Annotated in this window: 22 protein-coding genes; 4 read left to right on the forward strand and 18 right to left on the reverse strand. The window is 67.6% G+C overall.

Going from position 1 to position 23749, the window contains the following annotated elements; translation table 11 throughout:
* Window positions 1-4: 4 nt before the first annotated feature.
* Window positions 5-1345: a type I glutamate--ammonia ligase gene (gene glnA, locus AC1DB8_RS08325; RefSeq protein WP_138769615.1), complete on the reverse strand. Its 1341-nt coding sequence runs from the start codon at window positions 1343-1345 to the stop codon at window positions 5-7.
* A gap of 273 nt (window positions 1346-1618) precedes the next feature.
* Here glnA and panB point away from each other — a divergent pair, with 273 nt between their 5' ends.
* Entirely contained in the window at window positions 1619-2569 is a 951-nt protein-coding gene (gene panB / locus AC1DB8_RS08330; protein WP_441418866.1) for a 3-methyl-2-oxobutanoate hydroxymethyltransferase, read from the forward strand.
* A gap of 132 nt (window positions 2570-2701) precedes the next feature.
* Here panB and AC1DB8_RS08335 read toward each other — a convergent pair whose 3' ends face one another.
* Window positions 2702-2869 (reverse strand): SPOR domain-containing protein, encoded by a 168-nt coding sequence (locus AC1DB8_RS08335; protein ID WP_175321618.1) that lies wholly within the window; start codon window positions 2867-2869, stop codon window positions 2702-2704.
* Window positions 2870-2967: 98 nt separating this feature from the next.
* Between AC1DB8_RS08335 and map the strand changes: the two genes are divergently transcribed.
* Window positions 2968-3846 carry a type I methionyl aminopeptidase gene (map, locus tag AC1DB8_RS08340; protein WP_441418867.1) on the forward strand — a complete coding sequence of 293 codons (879 nt, stop codon included), beginning with the start codon at window positions 2968-2970 and terminating at the stop codon, window positions 3844-3846.
* A gap of 66 nt (window positions 3847-3912) precedes the next feature.
* Complete coding sequence (ppgK, locus tag AC1DB8_RS08345; RefSeq protein ID WP_441418868.1) at window positions 3913-4716, forward strand: polyphosphate--glucose phosphotransferase; 804 nt, start codon at window positions 3913-3915, stop codon at window positions 4714-4716.
* Between the two features lie 142 nt (window positions 4717-4858).
* Here ppgK and nrdR read toward each other — a convergent pair whose 3' ends face one another.
* The 3 genes from nrdR to AC1DB8_RS08360 all read right to left on the reverse strand — a co-directional run bounded on the left by nrdR (window position 4859) and on the right by AC1DB8_RS08360 (window position 7513).
* The gene (gene nrdR / locus AC1DB8_RS08350; protein ID WP_175321615.1) at window positions 4859-5350 is read right to left on the reverse strand and encodes a transcriptional regulator NrdR; all 492 of its coding nucleotides are present in this window, start codon (window positions 5348-5350) and stop codon (window positions 4859-4861) included.
* 163 nt (window positions 5351-5513) lie between these two features.
* Window positions 5514-6935 (reverse strand): histidinol dehydrogenase, encoded by a 1422-nt coding sequence (gene hisD / locus AC1DB8_RS08355; RefSeq protein WP_476892742.1) that lies wholly within the window; start codon window positions 6933-6935, stop codon window positions 5514-5516.
* Window positions 6932-7513: a hypothetical protein gene (locus tag AC1DB8_RS08360; RefSeq protein WP_476892743.1), complete on the reverse strand. Its 582-nt coding sequence runs from the start codon at window positions 7511-7513 to the stop codon at window positions 6932-6934. Before AC1DB8_RS08360 ends, hisD begins: the two co-directional genes overlap by 4 nt.
* Before the next feature lie 206 nt (window positions 7514-7719).
* Here AC1DB8_RS08360 and AC1DB8_RS08365 point away from each other — a divergent pair, with 206 nt between their 5' ends.
* Window positions 7720-8178 (forward strand): flavin reductase family protein, encoded by a 459-nt coding sequence (locus AC1DB8_RS08365; RefSeq protein WP_175321743.1) that lies wholly within the window; start codon window positions 7720-7722, stop codon window positions 8176-8178.
* Window positions 8179-8274: 96 nt separating this feature from the next.
* On the opposite strand, the gene dnaE is transcribed toward AC1DB8_RS08365, so the two are convergent.
* From dnaE to ftsW, 13 genes are all read right to left on the reverse strand, one after another.
* On the reverse strand, window positions 8275-11832 hold the full coding sequence (gene dnaE, locus AC1DB8_RS08370) for a DNA polymerase III subunit alpha (RefSeq protein WP_476892744.1): 3558 nt from the start codon (window positions 11830-11832) through the stop codon (window positions 8275-8277).
* Between the two features lie 65 nt (window positions 11833-11897).
* On the reverse strand, window positions 11898-12854 hold the full coding sequence (locus AC1DB8_RS08375) for an RluA family pseudouridine synthase (RefSeq protein ID WP_476892745.1): 957 nt from the start codon (window positions 12852-12854) through the stop codon (window positions 11898-11900).
* On the reverse strand, window positions 12847-13485 hold the full coding sequence (gene lspA, locus AC1DB8_RS08380) for a signal peptidase II (RefSeq protein ID WP_476892746.1): 639 nt from the start codon (window positions 13483-13485) through the stop codon (window positions 12847-12849). Before lspA ends, AC1DB8_RS08375 begins: the two co-directional genes overlap by 8 nt.
* A 150-nt stretch (window positions 13486-13635) precedes the next feature.
* The gene (locus AC1DB8_RS08385; RefSeq protein ID WP_441418874.1) at window positions 13636-14319 is read right to left on the reverse strand and encodes a DivIVA domain-containing protein; all 684 of its coding nucleotides are present in this window, start codon (window positions 14317-14319) and stop codon (window positions 13636-13638) included.
* A 150-nt stretch (window positions 14320-14469) separates the two neighbouring features.
* Window positions 14470-14778 (reverse strand): YggT family protein, encoded by a 309-nt coding sequence (locus AC1DB8_RS08390; protein WP_441418875.1) that lies wholly within the window; start codon window positions 14776-14778, stop codon window positions 14470-14472.
* Between the two features lie 150 nt (window positions 14779-14928).
* Window positions 14929-15459 (reverse strand): cell division protein SepF, encoded by a 531-nt coding sequence (locus tag AC1DB8_RS08395; protein ID WP_175321607.1) that lies wholly within the window; start codon window positions 15457-15459, stop codon window positions 14929-14931.
* A 101-nt stretch (window positions 15460-15560) separates the two neighbouring features.
* Entirely contained in the window at window positions 15561-16298 is a 738-nt protein-coding gene (locus tag AC1DB8_RS08400; protein ID WP_476892747.1) for a YggS family pyridoxal phosphate-dependent enzyme, read from the reverse strand.
* On the reverse strand, window positions 16295-17053 hold the full coding sequence (locus tag AC1DB8_RS08405) for a purine nucleoside phosphorylase YfiH/LACC1 family protein (protein ID WP_441418877.1): 759 nt from the start codon (window positions 17051-17053) through the stop codon (window positions 16295-16297). Before AC1DB8_RS08405 ends, AC1DB8_RS08400 begins: the two co-directional genes overlap by 4 nt.
* 129 nt (window positions 17054-17182) lie before the next feature.
* Complete coding sequence (ftsZ, locus tag AC1DB8_RS08410) at window positions 17183-18397, reverse strand: cell division protein FtsZ (protein ID WP_175321604.1); 1215 nt, start codon at window positions 18395-18397, stop codon at window positions 17183-17185.
* A 285-nt stretch (window positions 18398-18682) separates the two neighbouring features.
* On the reverse strand, window positions 18683-19585 hold the full coding sequence (locus tag AC1DB8_RS08415; RefSeq protein WP_476892748.1) for a cell division protein FtsQ/DivIB: 903 nt from the start codon (window positions 19583-19585) through the stop codon (window positions 18683-18685).
* Complete coding sequence (gene murC / locus AC1DB8_RS08420; RefSeq protein ID WP_476892749.1) at window positions 19578-20990, reverse strand: UDP-N-acetylmuramate--L-alanine ligase; 1413 nt, start codon at window positions 20988-20990, stop codon at window positions 19578-19580. The genes AC1DB8_RS08415 and murC overlap by 8 nt, the downstream gene beginning before the upstream one ends.
* 109 nt (window positions 20991-21099) lie before the next feature.
* Window positions 21100-22227 (reverse strand): undecaprenyldiphospho-muramoylpentapeptide beta-N-acetylglucosaminyltransferase, encoded by a 1128-nt coding sequence (murG, locus tag AC1DB8_RS08425; RefSeq protein WP_476892750.1) that lies wholly within the window; start codon window positions 22225-22227, stop codon window positions 21100-21102.
* 6 nt (window positions 22228-22233) lie between these two features.
* Window positions 22234-23748, reverse strand: coding sequence for a putative lipid II flippase FtsW (gene ftsW / locus AC1DB8_RS08430; protein ID WP_476892751.1), 1515 nt, complete (start codon window positions 23746-23748; stop codon window positions 22234-22236).
* Window position 23749 lies beyond the last annotated feature (1 nt).

Consider the following 23749-nt stretch of genomic DNA (forward strand, 5'->3'; position numbering starts at 1 on the left):
CCGCCTAAAGGATGGCCAGGTTGCGCTGCAGCTCGTAGGGCGTCACCTGGAGGCGGTAGTCCTGCCACTCGGCCCGCTTGTTGCGCAGGAAGTGCTCGAAGACCTGCTCGCCCAGGATCTGCGGCATGAGCTCGGAATCCTCCATGGTCCGGATCGCGTCGTGCAGGCTGGCCGGCAGCGGATCGTGGCCCATGGCACGGCGCTCGGCCGAGCTCAGCGACCAGATGTCGTCCTCGGCGGCGGCGGGCAGCTGGTAGCCCTCTTCGATGCCCTTCAGCCCGGCACCAAGCAGCACGGCGTAGGCGAGGTAAGGGTTGGCGGCCGAGTCGATGCCGCGGTATTCGATCCGCGCGGACTGGCCCTTGCCGGGCTTGTACAGCGGAACCCGGACCAGGGCCGAGCGGTTGTTGTGGCCCCAGCTCAGGTAGCTGGGCGCTTCTCCCCCGCCCCAGAGGCGCTTGTAGGAGTTCACGAACTGGTTGGTCACGGCAGTGAATTCGGGGGCGTGCTTGAGGATGCCGGCGATGAACTGCCGGGCCGTTTCGGAGAGCTGGAATTCCGCCCCGGCTTCGTAGAAGGCGTTGGTGTCGCCCTCGAACAACGAGAAGTGCGTGTGCATGCCGGAGCCCGGGTGCGCGGTGAACGGCTTGGGCATGAAGGTCGCGTAGGTCCCCTGCTGCAGCGCGACCTCCTTGATCACGGTGCGGAAGGTCATGATGTTGTCCGCGGTCTGCAGGGCGTCCGCGTAGCGCAGGTCGATCTCATTCTGGCCCGGGCCGGCCTCGTGGTGGCTGAACTCGACCGAGATGCCCACCGACTCCAGCATGGTCACGGCGGTCCGCCGGAAGTCCTGCGCCACGCCCCCGGGAACGTGGTCGAAGTAGCCGCCCTCGTCCACCGGAACCGGCGCGCCGTCCGGGCCCGGCTGCTGGGACTTGAGCAGGTAGAACTCGATTTCGGGGTGGGTGTAGCAGGTGAAGCCCATGTCCGCGGCCTTCGCGAGGTTGCGCTTGAGGACGTTGCGCGGATCCGCCGCGGAGGGCTCGCCGTCGGGCGTCAGGATGTCGCAGAACATCCGCGAGGTCGCTTCCGTCTCGCCGCGCCACGGCAGGATTTGGAAGGTGGAGGGGTCCGGCTGGGCCAGCATGTCGGATTCGAAGACGCGGGCCAGGCCCTCGATCGAGGACCCGTCGAAGCCCAGGCCCTCTTCGAAGGCGCCTTCAACTTCGGCCGGGGCGAGGGCCACAGACTTCAGCGATCCCACGACGTCGGTGAACCACAAGCGCACAAAGCGCACGTCACGCTCTTCGATCGTCCGCAGGACAAACTCTTGCTGGCGGTCCATGGTGCCTCTTTCCGGGTCTACGTCCGTGCCCCGGACCCGTCCCGACTACTCGTCCTGGCTGGCGCCCGCAGCTGCTCTCGAATCACTCTACTAAGCATTCCCGGGGATTGCTGGCGTAGCGCACCGGCGTAACACACCGTTAACACAACGGCCGCCGAACCGCCGCTTGGGTGTCCCTCCCGTGGTGCCCGGACGCCCCGTTTGTGACGGCTATCACCGGGCCGGGGGGCCGCCCGGTAGCTAGGACGCCGGGTATCGCACTACGCTCGTGGCATGGCCCCCAGCAACAGCCCCGATTCCAGCACGTCCGCAGAACTCGCCGCACCCTACGGCAACGGCCCCGCAACGGGCGCGGCCGGCGCAGGCCAGGAGCCGGCGCCGGACAGCGCCGCCAAAGACAGCGCCGCCAAAGACACTGCCGCCAAACCCGCCGGCCGCATCCGCACGCACCACCTGCGCCAGGCCAAGCTCAACGGTGAGCGCTTCGCCATGCTGACGGCTTACGACCAGTACACCGCCGAGATCTTCGATGCGGCCGGCATCGAGGTGCTGCTGGTCGGAGATTCGGCCTCCAACAATGTCTTCGGCAATGAAACGAGCCTGCCTGTCACCGTGGACGAGCTGATCCCGCTGTGCCGCGCGGTAACCCGTTCCGCGCGGCGCGCCCTCGTGGTGGCCGACCTGCCCTTCGGCAGCTACGAGGTCTCCGCCCAGCAGGCAGTGGCGACGGGCGTACGGTTCCTTAAGGAAGGACTCGCGCACGCGGTCAAGATCGAGGGCGGCAAGTTCTATGCCGAGACCGTCCGGGCCATGGTCCAGGCCGGCATCCCGGTGATGGCGCACATCGGCTTCACACCGCAAAGTGAGCACGCCCTCGGCGGCTACCGGGTCCAGGGCCGCGGCGACGACGCCCAGCGGCTGATCGACGACGCCGTCGCCCTGGCCGACGCCGGCGCGTTCTGTGTGCTGATGGAAATGGTTCCGGCGCCGACGGCGGCCGCCGTGGACGCCGCCGTCGAGGTCCCCACGATCGGCATCGGGGCAGGCAACGCGACCACGGGCCAGGTGCTGGTGTGGCAGGACATGGCCGGGCTGCGCGGCGGAAAGATGGCCAAGTTCGTCAAGCAGTACGCGGATCTGCGGACCACCCTCAGCGACGCCGCGAAGGCCTACGGCGACGACGTCCGATCAGGCCACTTCCCCGGCCCGGAACATTCCTTCTAACTGCAAAGCAACGGGTTCCAGCAGGGGCCGGAGCTGCCGGCACAGCGCTTCAACTTCCACTGCGCCGCGAGCGTGGACTTGCCGGAGCCGGGCAACCCGTGGACCAGGAGGACAACGGGAGCCGGCACGCCGTTACGCGTCGTCGTCGCCCTTTTCCCAGGCCTCGTTGCGGGCCTTGACCTTTTCGAGGGCGTGTTCGGCTTCCTCGCGGGTCTTGTAGGGGCCGATCAGCTGGCTCCAGTCGGACATGGCGTCTTCCTCGATCTCGTGGGTGTTGACGTTGTACCAGTATTCGGTCATCGGGGCTCCTTCTGCGTGTGCCTGGTTCCGGCTGTTTTTCCGGATGCATTTTCCGCTGTATTTTCCGGGCTGCGCCCGGGGGCTTATAGAATCAATCTATGCCTTCCCTCACCTCGACTGCACCCATCGGCACCCTCGTCCCGGGAACAGTCAGCCCGCAGCTTGCCGTGCCGGCGTCCATACCGCGCCCTGAATACGTCGGCAAGCCTGCTCCGGCCAAGTTCACGGGCTCAGAGGTCAAGTCAGCCGAGACCATCGAGAAGATCCGGATCGCCTCACGGATTGCCGCCCAGGCCATCGTGGAGGTCGGCAAGCACATCGTCCCCGGCGTCACCACCGACCAGCTGGACAAGGTGGGGCACGAATTCCTGCTCGACCACAACGCCTACCCGTCCACCCTCGGCTACCGTGGTTTCCCCAAGTCCCTGTGCTCCTCGCTCAACGAAGTGATCTGCCACGGCATCCCGGACAGCACCGTGGTCCAGGACGGCGACATCCTGAACATCGACATCACGGCCTTCATCGGCGGCGTGCATGGCGACACCAATTACACCTTCCTCGTGGGCGACGTCGACGAGGAGTCCAGGCTGCTGGTCGAACGCACCGAAGAGTCCCTGCGCCGCGCCATCCGCGCCGTGGCCCCGGGCCGCGAAATCAACGTGATCGGCCGGACCATCGAGTCCTACGCCAAGCGATTCGGCTACGGCGTAGTCCGGGACTTCACCGGGCACGGCGTCGGTGAGGCCTTCCACACCGGGCTGATCATCCCGCACTACGATGCCGCCCCGGCCTACAACACCGTCATGGAGGCCGGCATGGTCTTCACGATCGAGCCGATGCTCACGCTGGGCACGGTCGAATGGGACATGTGGGCCGATGACTGGACGGTGGTGACGCGCGACCACAAACGGACCGCACAGTTCGAGCACACCCTGCTGGTCACGGAGTCCGGCGCCGAAGTCCTGACCCTCCCCTGATCCCCGCACCGCCTTTCAAAAATCAACAACAAGACCCACCCCGCCCCTGCCACGAACGGAACAACATTGGCCAAGAAGGACGAGAAGTCGAAGAAGAACGCACCGCTGATCGGCATCGACATCGGTGGCACCGGCATCAAGGGCGGAATCGTTGATCTGAAGAAGGGCAAGCTCGTCGGCGACCGGCTCCGCGTGCCCACCCCGCAGCCGTCCACTCCGGAGGCCGTTGCCGAAGTCGTGGCGCAGGTGGTAGCGGAGCTGTCCAAGCGTCCCGACGCCCCCGCAGCCGACTCTCCGGTCGGCGTGACCTTCCCTGGCATCATCCAGCACGGCGTGGTCCACTCGACGGCGAACGTCGACAACTCCTGGCTGAACCTGGACATCGATGCCCTGCTCACCGCACGGCTCGGCCGCCCGGTCGAGGTCATCAACGACGCCGACGCCGCCGGCCTGGCCGAGGCCCGCTACGGTGCCGGCGAAGGCATCTCCGGCACCGTCCTGGTGATCACCCTCGGCACCGGCATCGGCTCCGCCTTCATCTTCGACGGCAAGCTCGTCCCCAACGCCGAACTGGGCCACCTGGAAATCGACGGTTTCGACGCCGAGAGCAAGGCCTCCGCCGTCGCCCGTGAGCGCGACGGCCTGAGCTGGGCCGAATACAGCGTGCTGCTGCAGCGCTACTTCTCCCACGTCGAGTTCCTCTTCTCCCCGGAACTGTTCATCGTGGGCGGTGGCATCTCCAAGCGGGCCGACGAATACCTGCCGCACATGTCGTTGCGCACGCCGATCGTTCCGGCCGAGCTGAAGAACGACGCCGGCATCGTGGGCGCGGCCATCGAGGTCGCCCTCACGCACAAGCTGGCCAAGTAGTCCCGGACGCACAACAACCCAACTGACTGGCACTAGGTGTCGTTTTGAACGCTCAAAGCGACAACAACTGCGAGTCAGTTGGGTTGGAGCCGGTGGTGGCCACGGCTTCCCCTCCGCTGCCACCACCGGAACTTAGTTGAGCCTAGAGCGGGCTCTTCTGCGAGCTCTTGCCTTCCAGCCCCTTGGACTCGGCCTCATGGCGGAGCAGGGCGATGGCGGACTCGAAGTCTTCCAGCGATTCGAAGGCCTGGTACACGCTCGCAAAGCGCAGGTAGGCCACCTCATCGAGGCGCTGCAGCGGGTTGAGGATCGCCAGGCCCACCTCGTGGGCATCGATCTCGGCCGCGCCGGAGGCCCGGATGGTCTCCTCGACTTCCTGGGCCAGCATGGCGAGGTCGTCTTCGGTGACGGGGCGGCCCTGGCAGGCCTTCCGAACGCCGTTGATGACCTTGCTGCGGCTGAACGGCTCGCCGACGCCGGAGCGCTTGATCACGGTCAGGCTAGTGGTTTCCACCGTGGTGAACCGGCGTCCGCATTCGGGGCACTGCCGGCGGCGCCTAATCGCGGAGCCGTCGTCGGCGATGCGGCTGTCCACCACGCGCGAATCAGGGTTACGACAGAACGGGCAATACACGTCGGTTCCTCCCCTGCCGCAAGCTGGATCCCTGTAGAGAGCCGAGGCACCACGTTTGGTGCTTCCGGGATCAGTTTACGACTAGATGTTGCTGAATAACAAGCCTGTAATTACTACATGTTGTGGTTGGGCGCTGTTCCGGCGGGACTGCCCGCCAGCCGCCCTAACTGCTGGCCGAGAACCGTGCGGTGACTGCTTCGCCGTGAGCAGGCAGGTCCTCCGCGACGGAGAGGCTGACGATGTGCCTGCTGACCTCCTCCAGCGCGCTCCGGCTGTAGTTGATCACCTGGATGGCGCGCAGGAACGTGGTCACGTTGAGCCCGGAGGAGAACGCGGCCGTTCCGCTGGTGGGCAGCACGTGGTTGGAACCGGCGCAGTAGTCGCCCAGGCTGACCGGGCTGTAGTCCCCCACGAAGATGGCGCCGGCGTTGCGGATCCGGGCGGCGACGCCGGCGGCGTCCGCGGTCATGATTTCGAGGTGTTCAGCCGCGTAGGCGTCGCAGGCAGCGATGCCCTGCTCAAGGTCCTCGACCAGCACGACGCCGGACTGCGGACCGGACAGGGCCTGCCGGACCCGGGCGCTGTGCTTGGTCGCGGCGGCCTGGAGTTCGAGCTCGCGGCGGACGGCGGCGGCGAGTTCCTCGGAGTCGGTGATCAGCACGGAAGCGGCCTGCGGGTCGTGCTCGGCCTGGCTGATCAGGTCGGCCGCGACGAGGCCCGGGCGCGCGGTGGCGTCGGCCAGGATGGCGATTTCGGTGGTGCCGGCCTCCGAGTCGATTCCCACCACACCCTTCACAAGCCGCTTGGCGGTGGCCACGAAGATGTTTCCGGGTCCGGTGACGACATCGACCGGGTCGATACCGGCGTCGATGCCGGCGGCAGCGCCGGTCCCGGTCCCGGTTCCGGTCCCGGTTCCGGTTCCACCGGGGATGCCGTAGGCGAACGCTGCAATGGCCTGGGCGCCGCCGATCGCATAGACCTCCTCAATGCCCAGCAGGCATGCCGCCGCCAGGATCGTGGGGTGCGGGAGGCCGCCGAAGTCCTTTTGCGGCGGCGAGGCCAGGGCAATGGATTCCACGCCTGCTGCCAGCGCCGGGACCACGTTCATGATGACCGAGGAGGGGTAGACCGCCAGACCGCCGGGGACGTAGAGCCCGACCCGGGCCACCGGGACCCAGTTCTGGCTGACCACGGCACCTTCGCCGAGTTCGACGTCGGTGTCGGCCGGACGCTGAGCGTCAGCGAAGCGGCGTGCCCGGCGGATGGACTCCTCCAGGGCGGCGCGCACTGCGGGGTCCAGGCCGTCCAGAGCTGCCTTGAGGGCTTCGGCGGGAACCCGCGGGTGGGCTTGTTCGACGCCGTCGAAGTTCAGCGCCAGCTCGCTCAGCGCCTCGAAACCGCGCGTCCGGACCGACGAAATAATGTCCAGGACCTTTTGCTCCGCGTCGGCCACGGTGCCGTGCTGCGCCCGCGGAACGGCGGCGCGGAGCCCGGCGAGGGACAACCGCTGCCCGCGCACGTCCACGGTGCGGAAGTTGAGGGCGGAGGGAGCGGAGGGCACAGGGCTGTCAGCAGTTGGAGTCACTCGTCCATTTTACGCTCCGGCGCGGTGCCCCCGGACGCCGGCTTGGGCTCCGATGAGCCAAACACTGTGGAGAGGAAGATCGCGAGGGCGATGGCAGCAGGCCAGATGACCAGCATGGCGTAGGCCCGGAGCGAGAAGGCGATGCTGGCGCTGGCCGAAGTATCCACCGGAGCGCTCCACCAGGTTCCGGCGAGCACGCCGGTCCCCCAGGCCAGCAGGGCCCCAACGGCACCCGCGGCGACGGCCAGGACCACTGTCGCGGTTCCCAGCCGGGCGGGCCGGTTGCCGGCAATGAAGATCCCGGACAGGCAGCCGGCCAGCAGGGACAGCCCGGCCAGGACAAGGTCCCGCGGCAGCCACGTTTCGGGGTTGCTGCCGGCGGCCAATGCCGGGTCCCGGGTAATGAGGTTCAGCCCGGTCGGCGCCAGCAGCCACCACAACAGTCCCACCGGAACACCTGCAGCGGCGATCACGGCCAGCCCCGTCCACGGCACGGACGCGCCCGGCCGGCCGGGCGCGGCAGGCCAGGGTCCGCCGTCGTGGTCGTGAACGGGCACGTGCACCGCAGGTTGTGTCATGCAACAAACCTTAACAAAGGATCCGGCGGCGCCGGACATTACGCCGCCGCACGGGACGTGACGCCCGGATCCCTCCCGGGCGCCGGCCGAATACCGCAGGCGGCGCCCGCAGGAATACGCTGGCAGTGAGCACCAGTCGCAGAACAGCAGGGAGATGACCCACCGTGGCCTCAGCCGAAGAAGCCTTCGAAGGAACGTTTAAGGAAATGTTCCGCCGCCATGCGGCCGGAGTCGCCATCATCACCGTGAACTACGACGGCGTCCCTTACGGTTTCACCGCAACCTCGGTGGCGTCCCTGTCGGCCAAGCCGCCCCGGTTCACCTTCAACATGGCGCGGACCTCCCGCTCCTGGCCCGCCGTCGCGAATTCCGGCTACATCGGCGTGCACATGCTGGGGTTGGGCAACCAGCAGCTCGCCGACCGCTTCGCCCGCTCCCGGGACCGCTTCGAGGGCGACCATTGGGAGCTCGGGCCCCATGAGGTCCCCATCCTCAAGGATGTCTCCGGCTGGCTGATCGGCAAGATCCAGATGCGGCTCTCTTTCGAAAACAACGCGGTAGTGGTCGTCGAGGTGGTCGACGGCGCGATCGGCGGCGAGGGCGCGCCGCTGCTCTACCACGGCGGAAGCTACGGCCAGCCGGTGCCGCTCGACTACGAAATCTAGGCCGCCCGCGGGCCGTTTCGACGGTTCCCTGCCGCCAGGACGCTTAGCGGCGTCGAGCCAGCAGGGAACCGTCGAAACGGGGGTCGGGAACGGCCGTCAGCTGTCCAGGCAGGTCGGGCCGAGCAGCACCTTCAGGTCGCCGAACAGGGACGGGCTGGGGTTGACGCGCAGATGCACGGGCAGGCCCATGACCTCCACCCGGGAATCGCCGTGCAGGTGCAGGCGCACCTCCGATTTGCCCCGGTGGGTCCTGAGGACTTCACCGAGTTCGTTCACCACGGCCTCGGTGGCCTTGTGCGTCGGCATGGTGATCACCAGCGGCCCGTCCAGGCCTTCGCTGAGGTCCGGCACCGAGAGTTCCATGCAGTTCAGGGCCACCGCGCCGTCGTCGCGGCGCTGCAGCCGGCCCTTGACGACGACGATCAGGTCCTCGGCCAAAACCGAGGCGATCGGTCCGTAGACCTGGCCGAAGAACATCACTTCCACAGAGCCGCCGAGGTCCTCGATCTCGGCGCGCGCGTAGGCGTTGCCGCTGGCCTTGGCGATCCGGCGGCTGAGCGAGGTGATCATGCCCGCGATGGTGATGATCGCGCCGTCGTGCGGTCCGTCCTCGGCGATGATCGAGGTGATCGACTGGTCCGCGTGCTGGCTGAGCAGCCCCTCGAGGCCCTGCAGCGGGTGGTCCGAGACGTAGAGTCCGAGCATGTCGCGTTCGAAGGAGAGCTTGTCCTTCTTCTCCCACTCGGGCAGTTCGGGGATCTCGATGCTCAGCGAGGACTCCGACTCGGTGTCATCGATGCCGGCGAACAGGTCGAACTGTCCCATCGCCTCGTTGCGCTTGAGCGTGATGACCGAGTCGATGGCTTCTTCGTGGATCATGGCCAGGGCACGGCGGTGGTGGCCGAGCGAGTCGAAGGCGCCGGCCTTGATCAGGGATTCGATGGTGCGCTTGTTGCAGACCACCGCCGGGACCTTCATCAGGTAGTCCTTGAAGGAGGTGTAGGCGCCTTCGCGTTCGCGGGCGGCCACCATCGCGTCGACGGCGTTGGCGCCGACGTTGCGGATGGCTCCCATGCCGAAGCGGATGTCGTTGCCGACCGGGGTGAAGTTGAGCGCTGACTCGTTGACGTCCGGCGGCAGCACGGTGATGCCCATGCGGCGGCATTCGTTGAGGTAGATCGCCGATTTGTCCTTGTCGTCGCCGACGGAGGTGAGCAGGGCCGCCATGTATTCCGGCGCGTAGTGGGCCTTCAGGTACGCGGTCCAGTAGGAGATCACGCCGTACGCGGCGGAGTGCGCCTTGTTGAACGCGTAGTCGGAGAAGGGCAGCAGGATGTCCCAAAGGGTCTTGACCGCGGCCATCGAGTAGCCGTTGTCCTGCATGCCCTGGGAGAAGCCGGCGAACTGCTTGTCCAGCTCGGATTTCTTCTTCTTGCCCATGGCGCGGCGGAGGATATCGGCCTGGCCCAGGGTGTAGCCGGCGAGCTTCTGCGCCACCGCCATGACCTGCTCCTGGTACACGATCAGGCCGTAGGTGCCGCCGAGGATCTCGGCGAGCGGCTCCTCGAGCTCGGGGTGGATCGGGATGACGTCCTGGATCTTGTTCTTGCGCAGCGCGTAGTCGGTGTGCGCGTTGGCGCCCATCGGTCCCGGGCGGTACAGCGCCAGCACGGCGGAGATGTCTTCGAAGTTGTCAGGCTTCATCAGCTTGAGCAGGGAGCGCATGGGGCCGCCGTCGAGCTGGAAGACGCCCAGGGTGTCGCCGCGGGCCAGCAGCTCGTAGGAGGCGGCATCGTCCAGGGCGAGGGATTCGAGGTCCAGGTCCACGCCGCGGTTCATTTTGATGTTTTCCAGTGCGTCGGAAATGATCGTCAGGTTCCGCAGCCCGAGGAAGTCCATCTTGATCAGGCCGAGGCCCTCGGAGGTCGGGTAGTCGAACTGCGTGATGACCTGGCCGTCCTGGAAGCGGCGCATGATCGGGATGACGTCGATGATGGGGTCCGAGGACATGATGACGCCGGCGGCGTGGACACCCCACTGCCGCTTCAGGCCCTCGATGCCGAGCGCGGTCTCGAAGACCTTCGCGGCTTCCGGGTCCGTGCTGATCAGCTGCCGGAAGTCCCCGGCCTCACCGTAGCGCTTGGCCTCGGGGTTCTGGATGTCGGCCAGCGGAATGTCCTTGGCCATCACGGCGGGCGGCAGCGCCTTCGTGAGCTGCTCGCCCATGCTGAACGGGTAGCCCAGCACGCGGGAGGAATCCTTGAGGGCCTGTTTGGTCTTGATCGTGCCGTAGGTGACGATCATGGCGACGCGTTCGTCGCCGTACTTGCGAGTCACATAGTCGATCACTTCGGAGCGGCGCCGGTCATCGAAGTCGACGTCGAAGTCGGGCATGGAGACGCGGTCCGGGTTCAGGAAGCGCTCGAAGATCAGGCCGTGGTGCAGCGGGTCCAGGTCGGTGATGCGCATGGCGTAGGCCACCATGGAGCCGGCACCGGAGCCACGGCCGGGGCCCACCCGGATGCCGTTGTTCTTGGCCCAGTTGATGAAGTCGGCCACCACCAGGAAGTAGCCCGGGAAACCCATCGAGGTGATGACTTCGAGCTCGTAGTCGGCCTGCTGGCGGACCTTGTCCGGGATGCCCTGGGGGTAGCGGTAGTGGAGGCCCTTGTCCACTTCCTTGACCAGCCAGGACGTCTCGTCCTCCCCTTCCGGGCAGGGGAAGCGGGGCATGTAGTTGGCGCCGGTATTGAACGACACTTCGCAGCGTTCGGCGATCAGCAGCGTGTTGTCGCAGGCGTCGGGGTGGTCGCGGAACAGTTCCCGCATTTCCTGCGGCGACTTCAGGTAGTAGCCGCTGCCGGAGAAGGCGAAGCGTGAACCGCCGTTGTCATACGTGGGCTCCAGCAGGGTGGAGCCGGACTGGATGGCAAGCAGGGCTTCGTGCGCCTTGGCGTCGTGCTCGTGCGTGTAGTGCAAGTCGTTCGTGGCCACCAGCGGGAGGTTCAGTTCCTTGGCCAGCCGCAGCAGGTCCCCGGTGACGCGCCGCTCGATGTCCAGGCCGTGGTCCATGAGTTCGCAGAAGTAGTTCTCGGCGCCGAAGATGTCGCGGAACTCGGCCGCGGCCTCGAGGGCTTCCCGGTACTGCCCGAGCCGGAGCCGCGTCTGGACTTCGCCGGACGGGCAGCCGGTGGTCGCGATCAGGCCCTCGGAATAGGTATTCAGCAGCTCGCGGTCCAGCCGCGGCCACTTGCCGAAGACGGAGTCCAGGGAGGCGATCGAGGAGGCACGGAACAGGTTCCGCATGCCGACGTTGTTGTAGCTCAGCAGCGTCATGTGCGTGTAGGCGCCACCGCCGGAGATGTCGTCCTTGCGCTGGTTCTCTTCGCCCCAGCGCACGCGGGTCTTATCCGTGCGCGCGGTTCCCGGCGTGACATAGGCCTCGACACCGATGATCGGCTTGATGCCCTTGTCGGTGGCCCGCTTCCAGAAGTCGAACGCCCCGAAGAGGTAGCCATGGTCGGTGGTGGCCAGGGCGGGCATGCCCAACCGCTCGGTCTCATCAAAGAGTTCCCCGAGGCGCGCCGCGCCGTCCAACATGGAGTACTCGGTGTGGTTGTGGAGGTGGACGAACGAGTTGTTGCTGGAAGTCACCGAATCATTCTAGTGCCGGGCAGCGACACCCACGTGCCCGGCGCGGCGGTAGGTGCGGACCTCCGCTAGGCGTTGCCGGACTCCAGTACCTCGAGGGCATACTTCAGGTCCTGCGGGTACTCGCTGGTCACGGTGACCCGCTCCCCGGTCCGGGGGTGGTCGAAGGACAGCTGCCGGGCATGCAGCCACTGCCGGGTCAGGCCCAGGGTGGCCGCGAGCCGGGGGTCAGCCCCATAAGTCAGGTCCCCGGCGCAGGGGTGGCGCAGCGCCGCGAAGTGCACCCGGATCTGGTGGGTGCGGCCGGTTTCCAGGTGCACCTCCACGAGCGAGGCCTTGCCGAAGGCTTCCAGCACCTCGTAGTGGGTGATCGAGTCGCGCCCGTCCTCGATCACGGCGAAGCGCCAGTCGTGGCCGGGGTGGCGGCCGATGGGCGCGTCGATGGTGCCGGCCAGCGGGTCCGGCAGGCCCTGGACGACGGCGTGGTAGACCTTGTCCACGGTGCGCTCCTTGAAGGCCCGCTTGAGTGCCGTATAGGCGTTCTCGGTCTTGGCGACCACCATGACCCCGGAGGTGCCGACGTCGAGCCGGTGCACGATCCCGGCGCGTTCCGGCGAGCCGGAGGTGGAGATCCGATAACCGGCGCCGGCGAGGCCGCCGACGACCGTCGGCCCGACCCAGCCGGGCGACGGGTGCGCTGCCACACCAACGGGTTTATCGACGACGACGAACTCGTCGTCGTCCAGCAGGATTTTTAGGCCTTCCACAACTTCCTCCACAACTTCCAGCGGGTCCCGGCGCTCCGGCACGACGACGTCGAGCTCGCCGCCGGCGCTGAGCTTGAGGGACTTCCCCACGGCTTTGCCATGGCTGCTGACGTTGCCCTCCGCGATCAGCGTGGCCGCTTGTGACCGGGAGATCTCCATCAGCTTCGCCAGCCCGGCGTCCACCCGGACGCCGGCCAGCTCCGCCGGGACGGTGAAGTGCCGGCGTTCCGGCGCATTGGCCGGGCCGGGCTCAGACATTGTGTTCCCGTCCGTTTTCTTCCAGCACAGCCGGCCGGCCGGCGCTGCTGTCCCGGCGCGGGTTCAGCCGTGAGCCGTCAAGCGCCACACCGCGCAGCGTCAGCAGGCAGATGATGACGACCGAGGACACCACGGCGGAATCGGCGATGTTGAAGATCGCGAAGTTGGGCAGCTGGATGAAGTCCACCACATGGCCCATCGCGAACGAAGGTTCGCGGAACAGCCGGTCGGTGAGGTTGCCCAGCGCGCCGCCCAGCAGCAGCCCCAGCGCCAGCGCCCACCAGGCGGAGCCGAGCTTGCGCAGCTGCAGCAGGATCGCTATGGAGACCGCCGCCATGATGATCGTGAAGACCCACGTGACGTTCTCACCGATCGAGAACGCGGCACCGGAGTTGCGGATGTAGTACCAATGCAGCAGAGGCGGCAGCACCGGGATCCGTTCCCCCTCGGTCATGGTCGACGTGACCCAGAGTTTGGTCAGCTGGTCGAACACGTAGGCGAACACCGCGAATCCGGCGAAAAGGGTGAGCAGCAGGGCGCGGCGCGGTTTGCGCGCCGGCGCCACTGCGGCGTCCGCGGGCTGGGCGGCGTCCGCGGGCTGGGCGGCGTCTGGGGTTGGTGCGTCAGTCATAGTGCTTTCGTTCCGGTGCCGGGGGTGGCTGGGGGCTTGCTGCTTGCGCGTGCAGGCACCCGAAGGAGGCCGCGAAGGCGGCGGTTAATGCCAAAAGCCGGTGGCCGAGGAGTCCTCAGCCACCGGCTTTCAGAATACTTGTAAAACGTCCTAGTTGGCTTCGACCTCGGGGGCCGCAACCGAACCACGGGCGTCCAGGTCACGCAGCTGGCCTTCGATGTAGGCCTTCAGACGGGACCGGTAGTCGCGCTCGAAGCCGCGGAGCTGCTCGACCTTGCGTTCCAGCACGGAGCGCTGCTGCTCGAGGGCACCCAGGATCTTGCGGGACTTTTCCTGCGCGTCGTTGACGAGGCTGCTGGCTTCGATCTGCGCTTCGGCGATGATCTTGTCACGCTGCTGTTCGCCGTCGGCGACGTGCTTGTCGTGCATCTGCTGCGCCATGGCCAGCAGGCCGGCAGCGGACTCGGCGGACGCGGTGGCGGCGACGGGGGCCGGGGCTGCTGCCGGAGCGGGAGCCTTCTCGGCTTCCTTCTTCTTGGCGGCGGCGGCTTCGGCGGCCTTTGCCTCGGCTTCTGCCTTGGCGCGGTCTTCCTTCTCGGCCTTGACGGCTGCCGGCACCTTCTCCACGACGGGAGCGCCAGCAGCGGAGCTGGCGGCCGTGCCGGAACCGGCTTCGGCGAGCTTCTTGCGCAGCTCGTCGTTCTCCTGGTTCAGGCGTCGCAGTTCAACGACGATCTCGTCCAGGAAGTCATCAACTTCGTCCTGGTCGTAGCCTTCGCGGAACTTGGTCGGCTGAAAGCGCTTGTTGACAACGTCTTCTGGCGTCAAAGCCATCTGGTCACCTCGTTGGTCTAGTTAGTCAGTAGGCCTTCCGGCCGTCAAAACTACGGTACCTAAATATGGTCTGGTTCCTCTAATTCAACACCGCAGTGTCAAACCGGAGTTTTTATCTTTTGTGGCAAGCGGACCGGGTCCGTTGCCGGATTACGTGGCGATCGGCTGCGCGTAGGTGAAGTACCTGGCGAAGCCCATGGCCACGGAGACGGCCAGGAAGAGCACCAGGAACGCCAGGTCCAGCGAGATTCCGCCGAGCCGCAGCGGCGGGAGGATCCGGCCTAGCAGTTTGAGGGGCTTGTCTGTGATTGAGTACACAGTGTGGGCGGTGACGAGCGCCACGCCGCGCGGACGCCAACTGCGGGCGAACATCTGCACCCAGTCGAAGATCAGGCGGATGATCAGGGCGACAAAAAAGAGCAGCAGTGCGATATAGACAAGTCCGAAAACAATTCCCATGAGTTAACTCATATCTCCATGATCATTCCGGATACCGCAGTGTCCTGACAGTGGTTGCGCATCCATTCCAACACGTCTATTCCAACACGGAAACCTCAGCACGGATGCCAGGCAGGTACCCCTGCCTGGCATCCGAACGGGAATCCTGGGCTAGCTCTGGTTGAAGAAGGCGGCCTGCGTCTCGCTGACCTTCTTGTCGTCACCGATCACTTCGACGTACGACGGCGAGAGCAGGAACACCTTGTTGGTCACTCGCTCGATGCTGCCGCGCAGGCCGAACACCAGACCTGCGGAGAAATCGACGAGGCGCTTCGCGTCCGCCTCCCCCATGTCGGTGACGTTCATGATGACGGGGATGCCGTCACGGAAGCTTTCACCGATGAGCTTGGCGTCGTTGTAGGACCGCGGGTGGATCGTGGTGATCTGCCGGAGGCCGGTGGTCTCTTCGCGGCTGGCGGCCGCTCGCTTGATGGGTGTCACGGGTGCGCGGTATTCCTCTTCAGCGGCGTAGGGCTCTTCCCTGGGGGCTTCGCGGACGGGTGCCGGCGCGCGGCGCTCTTCGCGGTCGTGCTCCATGGAATCGTCCTCATCCTTGTGCGGTGTGTGATGCTCGGACTCGTAGTGTTCGTCGCCATCAGCGAGCCCAAGATAGATCATTGTCTTGCGCAGACCGCCAGCCATGGTCGACTCCTAATCGTGTCCGTATGGGGGCCGCTTAGTGACTCGACAGTTCTGGAGTCACTTCATTGGAATCCCCGCCATTACCTTCCAATACGTTGAACCTACCGCAAGGCCGGGCGCGGACCGAGAATATCGGAGCCTATTCGAAGGTGTGTCGCCCCGAACCGGATGGCCGCTTCGAGGTCCTGGCTCATTCCGGCGGAGATGGCCGTGGCCTGCGGATGGTCAGAGCGCAGCCGAGCGGAGATTTCCGCCAGCTTTTCGAACGCCCCCTCGGGCGCCGCACCCAGCGGCGCCACGGCCATCACGCCGGCCAGCCGGAGTCCGGCCGCCGCGGAGAGCTGTTCGCCCAGGGCCGGGACGTCCGAGGGCAATGCGCCGCCGCGGTGGCCGTCGGCGTCCTCGTCCAGGCTGACCTGGATGAAGCACTCGAGGTCCCCGCGGCCGGTTCGATCCTGCTCCGCGCGTACCGCCTTGGCCAGGGCGTCGACGAGTTGCGGCCGGTCCACGGAATGCACGGCGTGGGCGTACTTCACGACGGATTTGGCTTTGTTGCTTTGCAGCTGGCCGATGAAGTGCCAGCGCAGTTGCAGTTCCTGCAGCCGGGCCGCCTTGTCCGCTGCTTCCTGGTCGCGGTTTTCGCCGACGTCGGTGACGCCGAGGGCGGCGAGCCGCGCGACATCCTCGGCCGGGTGGAATTTGGTCACCACGATCAGCTGCGGCGCGGCGTCCCGTCCGGCGTCGGCCGCCGCGGCGTTGATCCGTTGCCGCACGGCGTCGAGCCGTTCGCGGAGCTGATCGAGGCGCGGATCTCCTGCCGCTGCCGCCGGCACGGTCATTTGGCTACTCCGGCAGCTTCGTCGCCGGTCCAGACCAGGCCCGCAAACCGGCCCGTGCGGCTGTTGCGCCGGTAGGAGTACAGGCCCTCGTCCTCGCGGGTGCAGCCGCCGGAGTATTCGACGGCGACCCCCTCGGCTTCGAGCTGGCTGCGGACCCCGGCCGGCAGGTCCAGCCCCGGGGTGCCCTGGGCGGTCGTGCACCAGGCCGCCGGGACGATTGCCGCGACGTCCGCGCGCATGGCTTCCGGAACCTCATAGCAGTTCCCGCAGATGGAAGGGCCGATCCAGGCACCGATGTCCGCGGCTCCCAGAGCACGCATCCGCGCCACCGCGGCCGGCACCACACCGGCGGCCAGGCCCGGCCTTCCGGCATGTACGACGCCGAGCACCGGCTCCGCGGGGCCGCCCTCTCCCACCAGCACGATCGGCACGCAGTCGGCCACCATGACCGCCAGCGGCTCCCCGGTGGAGACCATGGCGTCGGCGGTTGGCGCATCGGCGGTGGCCGCATCGGCGTGCGCTGGGCCGGAGGCCAGGGCAGTGCCGGCGCTGGAGATGAGGGCCACCTCGCTGCCGTGGACCTGGTTCATGAACCGGAAGCGGCGTGAGCCGAGCCCGGCGGCCCGCTCGAGCATTTCCCGGCGCCGGCGCACCGCGGCCGGGTTGTCCCCGACATGGAGCGCCAGGTTGCCCGCCGCAACGTTGGTGAAGGCCGCCCAGACACCGGGCCGCACCTCAGCTCGCCAGGAGAACACTCAGCACACCGCCACTTCAGGAACCGGAAACATTGAAAAACCCATACCAAACACCGTAACCCCGCCAAAGCACCATGGCACCGCCGGAGGCAGTGCCATGGTGCTGATTGCTGCTTCTTGGACCGATGCCTACTTCAGGAAGTCAGGCACATCCAGGTCGTCCGAGTGGCGGCCGGAGAGATCCGGTTCGACGACGGAGGGCAGGTCCACATCAAAGCCCGAGTCGGCCGGCACGGCCGAGGGGCGCTGCTGGCCCCAGTTGCTGAGCCCGGACGCACCGACGCCGGCGTGCAGCGGCTGGACCGGCGCGGAAGCGGGCGCCTGGGCCGGAGCCGGGGCGGGAGCGGCAGGGCGGGCCGGAGCGGGCTGGGACTGGTCCATCGACGGCGAGGTGGCCTTGACGTCGTCGAACCCGGCCGCGATGACGGTCACGCGGGCTTCGTCGCCGAGGGCGTCGTCGATCACGGCGCCGAAGATGATGTTGGCCTCCGGGTGGGCCACTTCCTGCACCAGGCGGGCTGCCTCGTTGATTTCGAACAGGCCCAGGTCCGATCCGCCTTGGATGGAGAGCAGGACGCCGTGGGCGCCGTCGATGGAGGCCTCCAGCAGCGGCGAGGCGATGGCCAGCTCGGCAGCCTTGACGGCGCGGTCTTCGCCGCGGGCCGAACCGATGCCCATGAGCGCGGAACCGGCACCCTGCATCACGGACTTGACGTCCGCGAAGTCAAGGTTGATCAGGCCCGGGGTGGTGATCAGGTCGGTGATGCCTTGGACACCGGAGAGCAGGACCTGGTCGGCGGAGCGGAAGGCGTCCAGCACAGAGACGTTGCGGTCGCTGATGGAGAGCAGCCGGTCGTTCGGAATGACGATCAGGGTGTCGACCTCGTCGCGCAGGGCGTCGATGCCGGCTTCGGCGGAGCCGGCGCGGCGTCGGCCCTCGAAGGTGAACGGGCGGGTGACGACGCCGATGGTCAGCGCGCCGAGGGAGCGTGCGATGCGGGCCACGACGGGTGCGCCGCCGGTGCCGGTGCCGCCGCCTTCGCCGGCGGTCACGAAGACCATGTCGGCGCCACGGATGACCTCTTCGATCTCGTCGGCGTGGTCCTCTGCTGCCTGCCTGCCGACCTCAGGATTCGCACCGGCTCCCAGGCCGCGGGTCAGTTCGCGTCCGACGTCGAGCTTGACGTCTGCATCGGACATCAACAGCGCCTGCGCGTCCGTGTTGATGGCGATGAATTCGACGCCGCGAAGACCGACCTCGATCATGCGGTTGACTGCGTTCACGCCACCGCCGCCGATGCCGACGACCTTGATGACGGCCAAGTAATTCTGCGGAGCTGCCACGTTACGTGTCCCTTGTTCGTGTTCTATTGCGAAAACTGATGGAGTCGAGCTTGAGGCTTTGAACCTTAACCTTCCAGTTGAAGGTTATAGTTATGTCAAGTAACTCATGTCTGTGACGCTATTTCCTATCCAGAGGACATTCAATAACCGGCTCCGCGTGTCGCGGTAATACCGGGGAAATGCCGTCCGTTTCTGCTTTTTTGCTGCCTGGTGGCTGCGCCGGGTCCCGGCGGATGCACCATTTCCACTATCGCCCGCGCACGGCGCGATGTAAGTGATGGAGAGCTATCGGGTGACCGGGTGCCGGGGCACGCTGACGTCGTAGATTGCCACTGGGTTTTTGGGATCCGCGGGCGCCTTCAGCAGGGCCGTGAGCACCCTGGCTTTCAGCTCCTTCTCCCCCGCGTTGCCCCAGACGATCGTCTGGCCGTCCACGAGTTTGAGTTCCACGGCGTCCACGGACTTGGCCGAGGCATCGGAGAGCCGGGCCAGGACGTCCGGCGGGAGCGCCCCGAGAACCCCGGTGATGGCGTGGAACAGGTCCTTGGGCAGCGCGCCTCGGCCACTTTCGATGACCGGAAGCTTTATCGAAGCCGGGTCCTTGGCCTTTCCGAGCTGCACGCCGTCGACGTCGACCAGCTGGTACACCTCGGCCTGCTTGACCAGAGCCACCGGGACGCGCTCGGTGATTCGGACCTGAAGCGTGGACGGCGGCCGGGCCTGGGTGGTGACGGCTTTGACCTGGACCAGGGGCTGCAACAGCCCGCTCACTTCCTCATCGCTGATCTGTGTCAGGGGCTTGCCCTGAAGCGGCGCCAGGGCGGCCTTGACCTGTTGCGTGCTGAGGATCCGGTTGCCCTCCACGGTGACGGTGTGAACGGCAAGCCACGGCGAGTACACGGCCGCTGCCACGATCCCTGCGATGAGCACCGCAATTGCGGCCACCGTCGTGAGGATGATCCGGCGCCGCCGTTTGGCCTTCGGTTCGGGAAAGGCGAGCACATTGCCGCGCCGAGGCTGCGGCGTGCCGGCCCCGGCCGGGTCTCCGGCTGGGGCCGTGCCGGCGGAAGAGGTGCCTGCGTGGTCCGCCTTGGACGCCGAGATGACGTCCTCCTGCCCTGCCGCCGGCCGGTCGGAGGCAGACCCGCGCGGGCCGGTGGGGTAAGGGGGCCGGCGCGTGCTAGCCACCGGGCGCCTCGACCGTCAACGCCTCGACGATGAGCGGGCCGTAAGCAGTGACGTCGCCCGCGCCGGCCGTGAGGACGATGTCCCCCGGAGCCGCGGCCTCGAGCACAGCCTTGACAGCCTCGTCGCCGGGGCCCACCAGCCGTCCGCCCCGGCCGAGGTGGTCCGCGATCAGCTGGCTGGTAACGCCGGGAATGGGATCTTCCCGGGCCGGGTAGATCTCCAGCACCAGCGCGGTGTCAGCGGCGTTGAGGGCCTCCGCGAACTCGAGCGCGAACTCCCGGGTCCGGGAGAACAGGTGGGGCTGGAAGAGGACGTGGACCCGGTGTTCGCCGGCCACCGAGCGAGCCGCGGCGAGGGCCGCCCGGACCTCGGTGGGATGGTGGGCGTAGTCGTCGTAGACGCGCACGCCGCGGCCCGCGCCCTTGAATTCGAAGCGGCGTGAGGCGCCGGAGAAGTTGGCCAGCGCGCCGGCGGCGGTTTCCGGGGCGATACCGAGTTCGAGCGCCACCGCGAAGGCCGCGGCGGCGTTCAGCGCGTTGTGCCGGCCGGGCACTTGGAGTTCGACGGCAAAGCGGCCTGCGGGCGTCGAGATCCAGACGTCGCCCGGTCCGCCGTCGTGCAGCCTCACCTCGGCGTCCGCCGCGGTGCCGTAGAGGAGCACGCGGGTGTTGCCCCGGTCCCGGGTGCGCAGCGCGAGGGCGCGGGCGCCGTCGTCGTCGGCACAGGCCACCAGCAGGCCGTCAGCGGGCAGCAGCTCGGTGAAGCGGTCGAAGGAGGCATAGACGGCCTCCGCCGTGCCGTAGTAATCCAGGTGGTCCGGCTCGACGTTGGTCACGACCGCGATCTGCGGGCGGTAGTTCAGGAACGAACCGTCCGATTCATCTGCTTCCGCGACGAAGACCGGGGAGGTTCCGGTGGCCGCGTTGACCCCCAGAGCGGGGACGTTGGCGCCGATGGCGAAGGACGGGTCCAGCCCGGCGCCCTGCAGGAGCACCGTGATCATCGACGTCGTGGTGGACTTGCCGTGCGTGCCGGCGACCATGACGGCCGTGTCCTGCGCCATCGTCGCGGCCAGGGCCTCGGAGCGGTGCAGCACCGGCAGCCCGGCGGCGCGGGCGGCGGCCAGCTCGGGGTTGTCCGGGCGGATGGCCGAACCGGCGACGACGGTCTGCGCGTCGCCCAGGTTTGCCGGGTCATAGCCGACGGCGATCCGCGCGCCGGCCGCGGCGAGTTCGGCCATCACCGGCAGGTCTTTGGCGTCGGAGCCGCTCACCGGCACGCCGCGGGCCACCATGATGCGCGCGACGGCGGACATCCCCACGCCGCCGATGCCGATGAAGTGCACGCGCCCCAGGGAGTCCTGGGTGCGGACCGCCGGCGGGGTGCCGTTCTGGGCCTGGGTCATTGCTTTACCGCTTCCTGCCTGCTGTTCAAAGTGCTCGGTCGTTCAAAGTGCTCGGTCGTTCAAAGTGCTCGGTCGTTCAAAGCTGCTGTTCCGGCCGGTTCTGTCCTGGTCACGGAGTTGCGGCGGTGCTGCCCGGGGACTGCGCGGCTTCGAGGACCAGGGCGGCCATCCGCCGGTCTGCGTCCCGGATGCCGAGCTGTTCCGCGGCGGCGGCCATCCGGTCCAGCCGGGCGGGCTCACGCAGCAGCGGGATGATGTGGCCGGCGACCCAGCCGGCGTCGAAGGCGCTGTCTTCGACCAGGAGCGCGGCGTCCGCGTCGACCAGGCCGGCCGCGTTCAGGGCCTGCTCGCCGTTCCCGATCGGAAGCGGGACGAAAACGGCCGGGACGCCGACGGCGGCGACCTCGCAGACGGTTGCGGCGCCGGAGCGCGCCAGCAGCAAGTCGGCGGCGGCGTAGGCCAGTTCCATGCCGTCGACGTACTCCACCTGGCGGTAGCCGGGCGCGGCCAGCAGCTTGCCCTGGGCATCATGGACGGTCTTGCCCCGCCCGGTGATGTGCAGGGTCTGGATGCCGGCCTCGGCCAGGGCCGTGACGGAGGCGGCGACGGCGCGGTTGATGCTTTGCGCGCCGGAGGAGCCGCCGGTGACGATCAGGGTGGGCTTGTCCTGTTCCAGGCCGAGGGCCGTGCGTGCGGCCTCGCGGGCCACCGTCCGGTCCAGGCCCGAGATTTCGCGCCGCATCGGCATGCCGACGTGCCGCGCCCCGCGCAGCCTGGTCGCGGCGAAAGCTACGGCCACATGCCGGCTGAGCCGGGCACCGACGCGGTTGGCGAGCCCGGGCCGGGTGTTGGCCTCGTGCACCACAATCGGAATCTTGCGGCGCCACGCGGCAAGGTACAGCGGCGTGCAGACGTAGCCGCCGACGCCGACGAGGACGTCTGCCCTGGCTTCGTCGAGGATGGCGCCGGCCTCCCGCACGGCGCCGGCGAGCTTGCCGGGGAGCCGCAGCAGTTCGATCGAAGGTTTGCGTGGAAACGGAACCCGGCTCACCGTGGCGAGCTCCAGCCCCGCGGCCGGGACCAGGCGGGCTTCCATGCCGCCGGGGGTGCCGACGGCGAGGAGTTGCGCCTCGGGCCGGACCTCAAGGATGGCGTTGGCGATGGCCAGCAGCGGGCTGATATGCCCGGCAGTGCCGCCGCCGGCGAGGACGACGGACAGGGACGACTTGGTGTTCATGGTGGGCTAGGTACGCTTCCGTGCGGGATTCTTGGGGGCGGGGGTCCTGGTGCCGGGCTTCCGGCCGGGCGAGCTGGCTGTAATCGGTCCGGCAGCCGGCCTGGCAGCCGGGGCCTTGGCAGACGCCGCCGCGGCCGGACGTCTGGCAGCGCTCCTGGCCCCCGCCCGCTTGCGGAGTACTTTGGCGAAGCCGGCAGGCCCGAACTTGAGCATCCCCTTCGGCTGCATGTTCGGCTCCATCTGGGCCCGGGCCAACGACAACACTACGCCGATGGCACATAGCGACATCAGCAGGGCCGAGCCGCCGTAGGAGATGAACGGCAGCGGTACGCCAATAACGGGGAGCAAGCCGGTGACCACTGCCATGTTGACGGTGGCCTGGCCCAGCAGCCACACCATAATCGCTCCGGCGAGGACGCGGTGGAACAAATCCTGCTGGGCCACCACGACGCGGTAGATGGCCGTGCCCAGGACCGCGAACAGGACCAGGACCACGACGGTGCCGATCAGGCCAAGCTCTTCGCCGATGATGGCGAAAATGAAGTCGTTGTGGGCCTCCGGGATCCAGCTGTACTTCTGCCGGCTCTGGCCCAGTCCGACGCCGAACCAGCCGCCGGAGGCCAGGGCGTAGAGGCCGTTGGTGGACTGGTAGTTTACGTCCGAGCCGTCGGCGCAGGTCTGTCCTGTCCAGGACAGGATGCGGCAAACCCGGTTGGGGCTGGTGATGGCGAGCACCACCGTGCCCACGGCCAGGACCACACCGGCGATGCCGAAGAGATACAGCCGCACCCCGGCGAAGTACAGGGCGGCGGCCGTGATCATCATGACGATCATGGCCGTGCCGAGGTCGTTGCCCAGCAGGATCAGGCCGATCACCCCGGCCGCCCCCGGGAGCACCACGGGAATCAGGGCGTGCTTGGCCTGATGGAGGAGCTTGGCCTTGGCGTGCAGCACCGTGGCCATCCAGAGCGCCAGAGCCAGTTTGGCCGCCTCGGAAGGCTGGAAGGTGATACCGCCGACTTCGATCCAGTTCTGGTTGCCCAGCGCGCTGCGGCCCACCAGGAGCACCAGGACCAGCAGGACGAGCGCCCCGAGGATGGCGAACCAGGCGATGCGTTTGAGCCACACCACGTTCACACGGGACAGGACGAACATGACGAAGACGCCGATGGCCGCGAAAAGCCCCTGCTTGAGGGCTGCGGAGTAGGGCGACTCCCCCGCCGCGATCGCCTCCACGCTCGACGCGGAGAGCACCATCATGATGCCGATCGCGGTCAGCGCGAGGGTGGAGCCGAGGATGAGGTAGTACGTGGAACCGTTCCGGGACTTGCCGGTGCCTTCCAGTGCCGACCAGAAGCCGCGGTACCAGCCGCGGACCCGGGCTGCGGGTGTTGGAACCGGTCCGGCGGCCGCGGCTCTTGTGCTCGCCGTCCGAACGGGTGTCCTGGCTGTATTGCTGCTTGGTTTACTGCCTGGGGCGGCCGTCCGCGCCGCGGCGGGACGGGTGGGCGTGCTGACCATT

The organism is Arthrobacter sp. 10N410 (genome assembly GCF_056394945.1).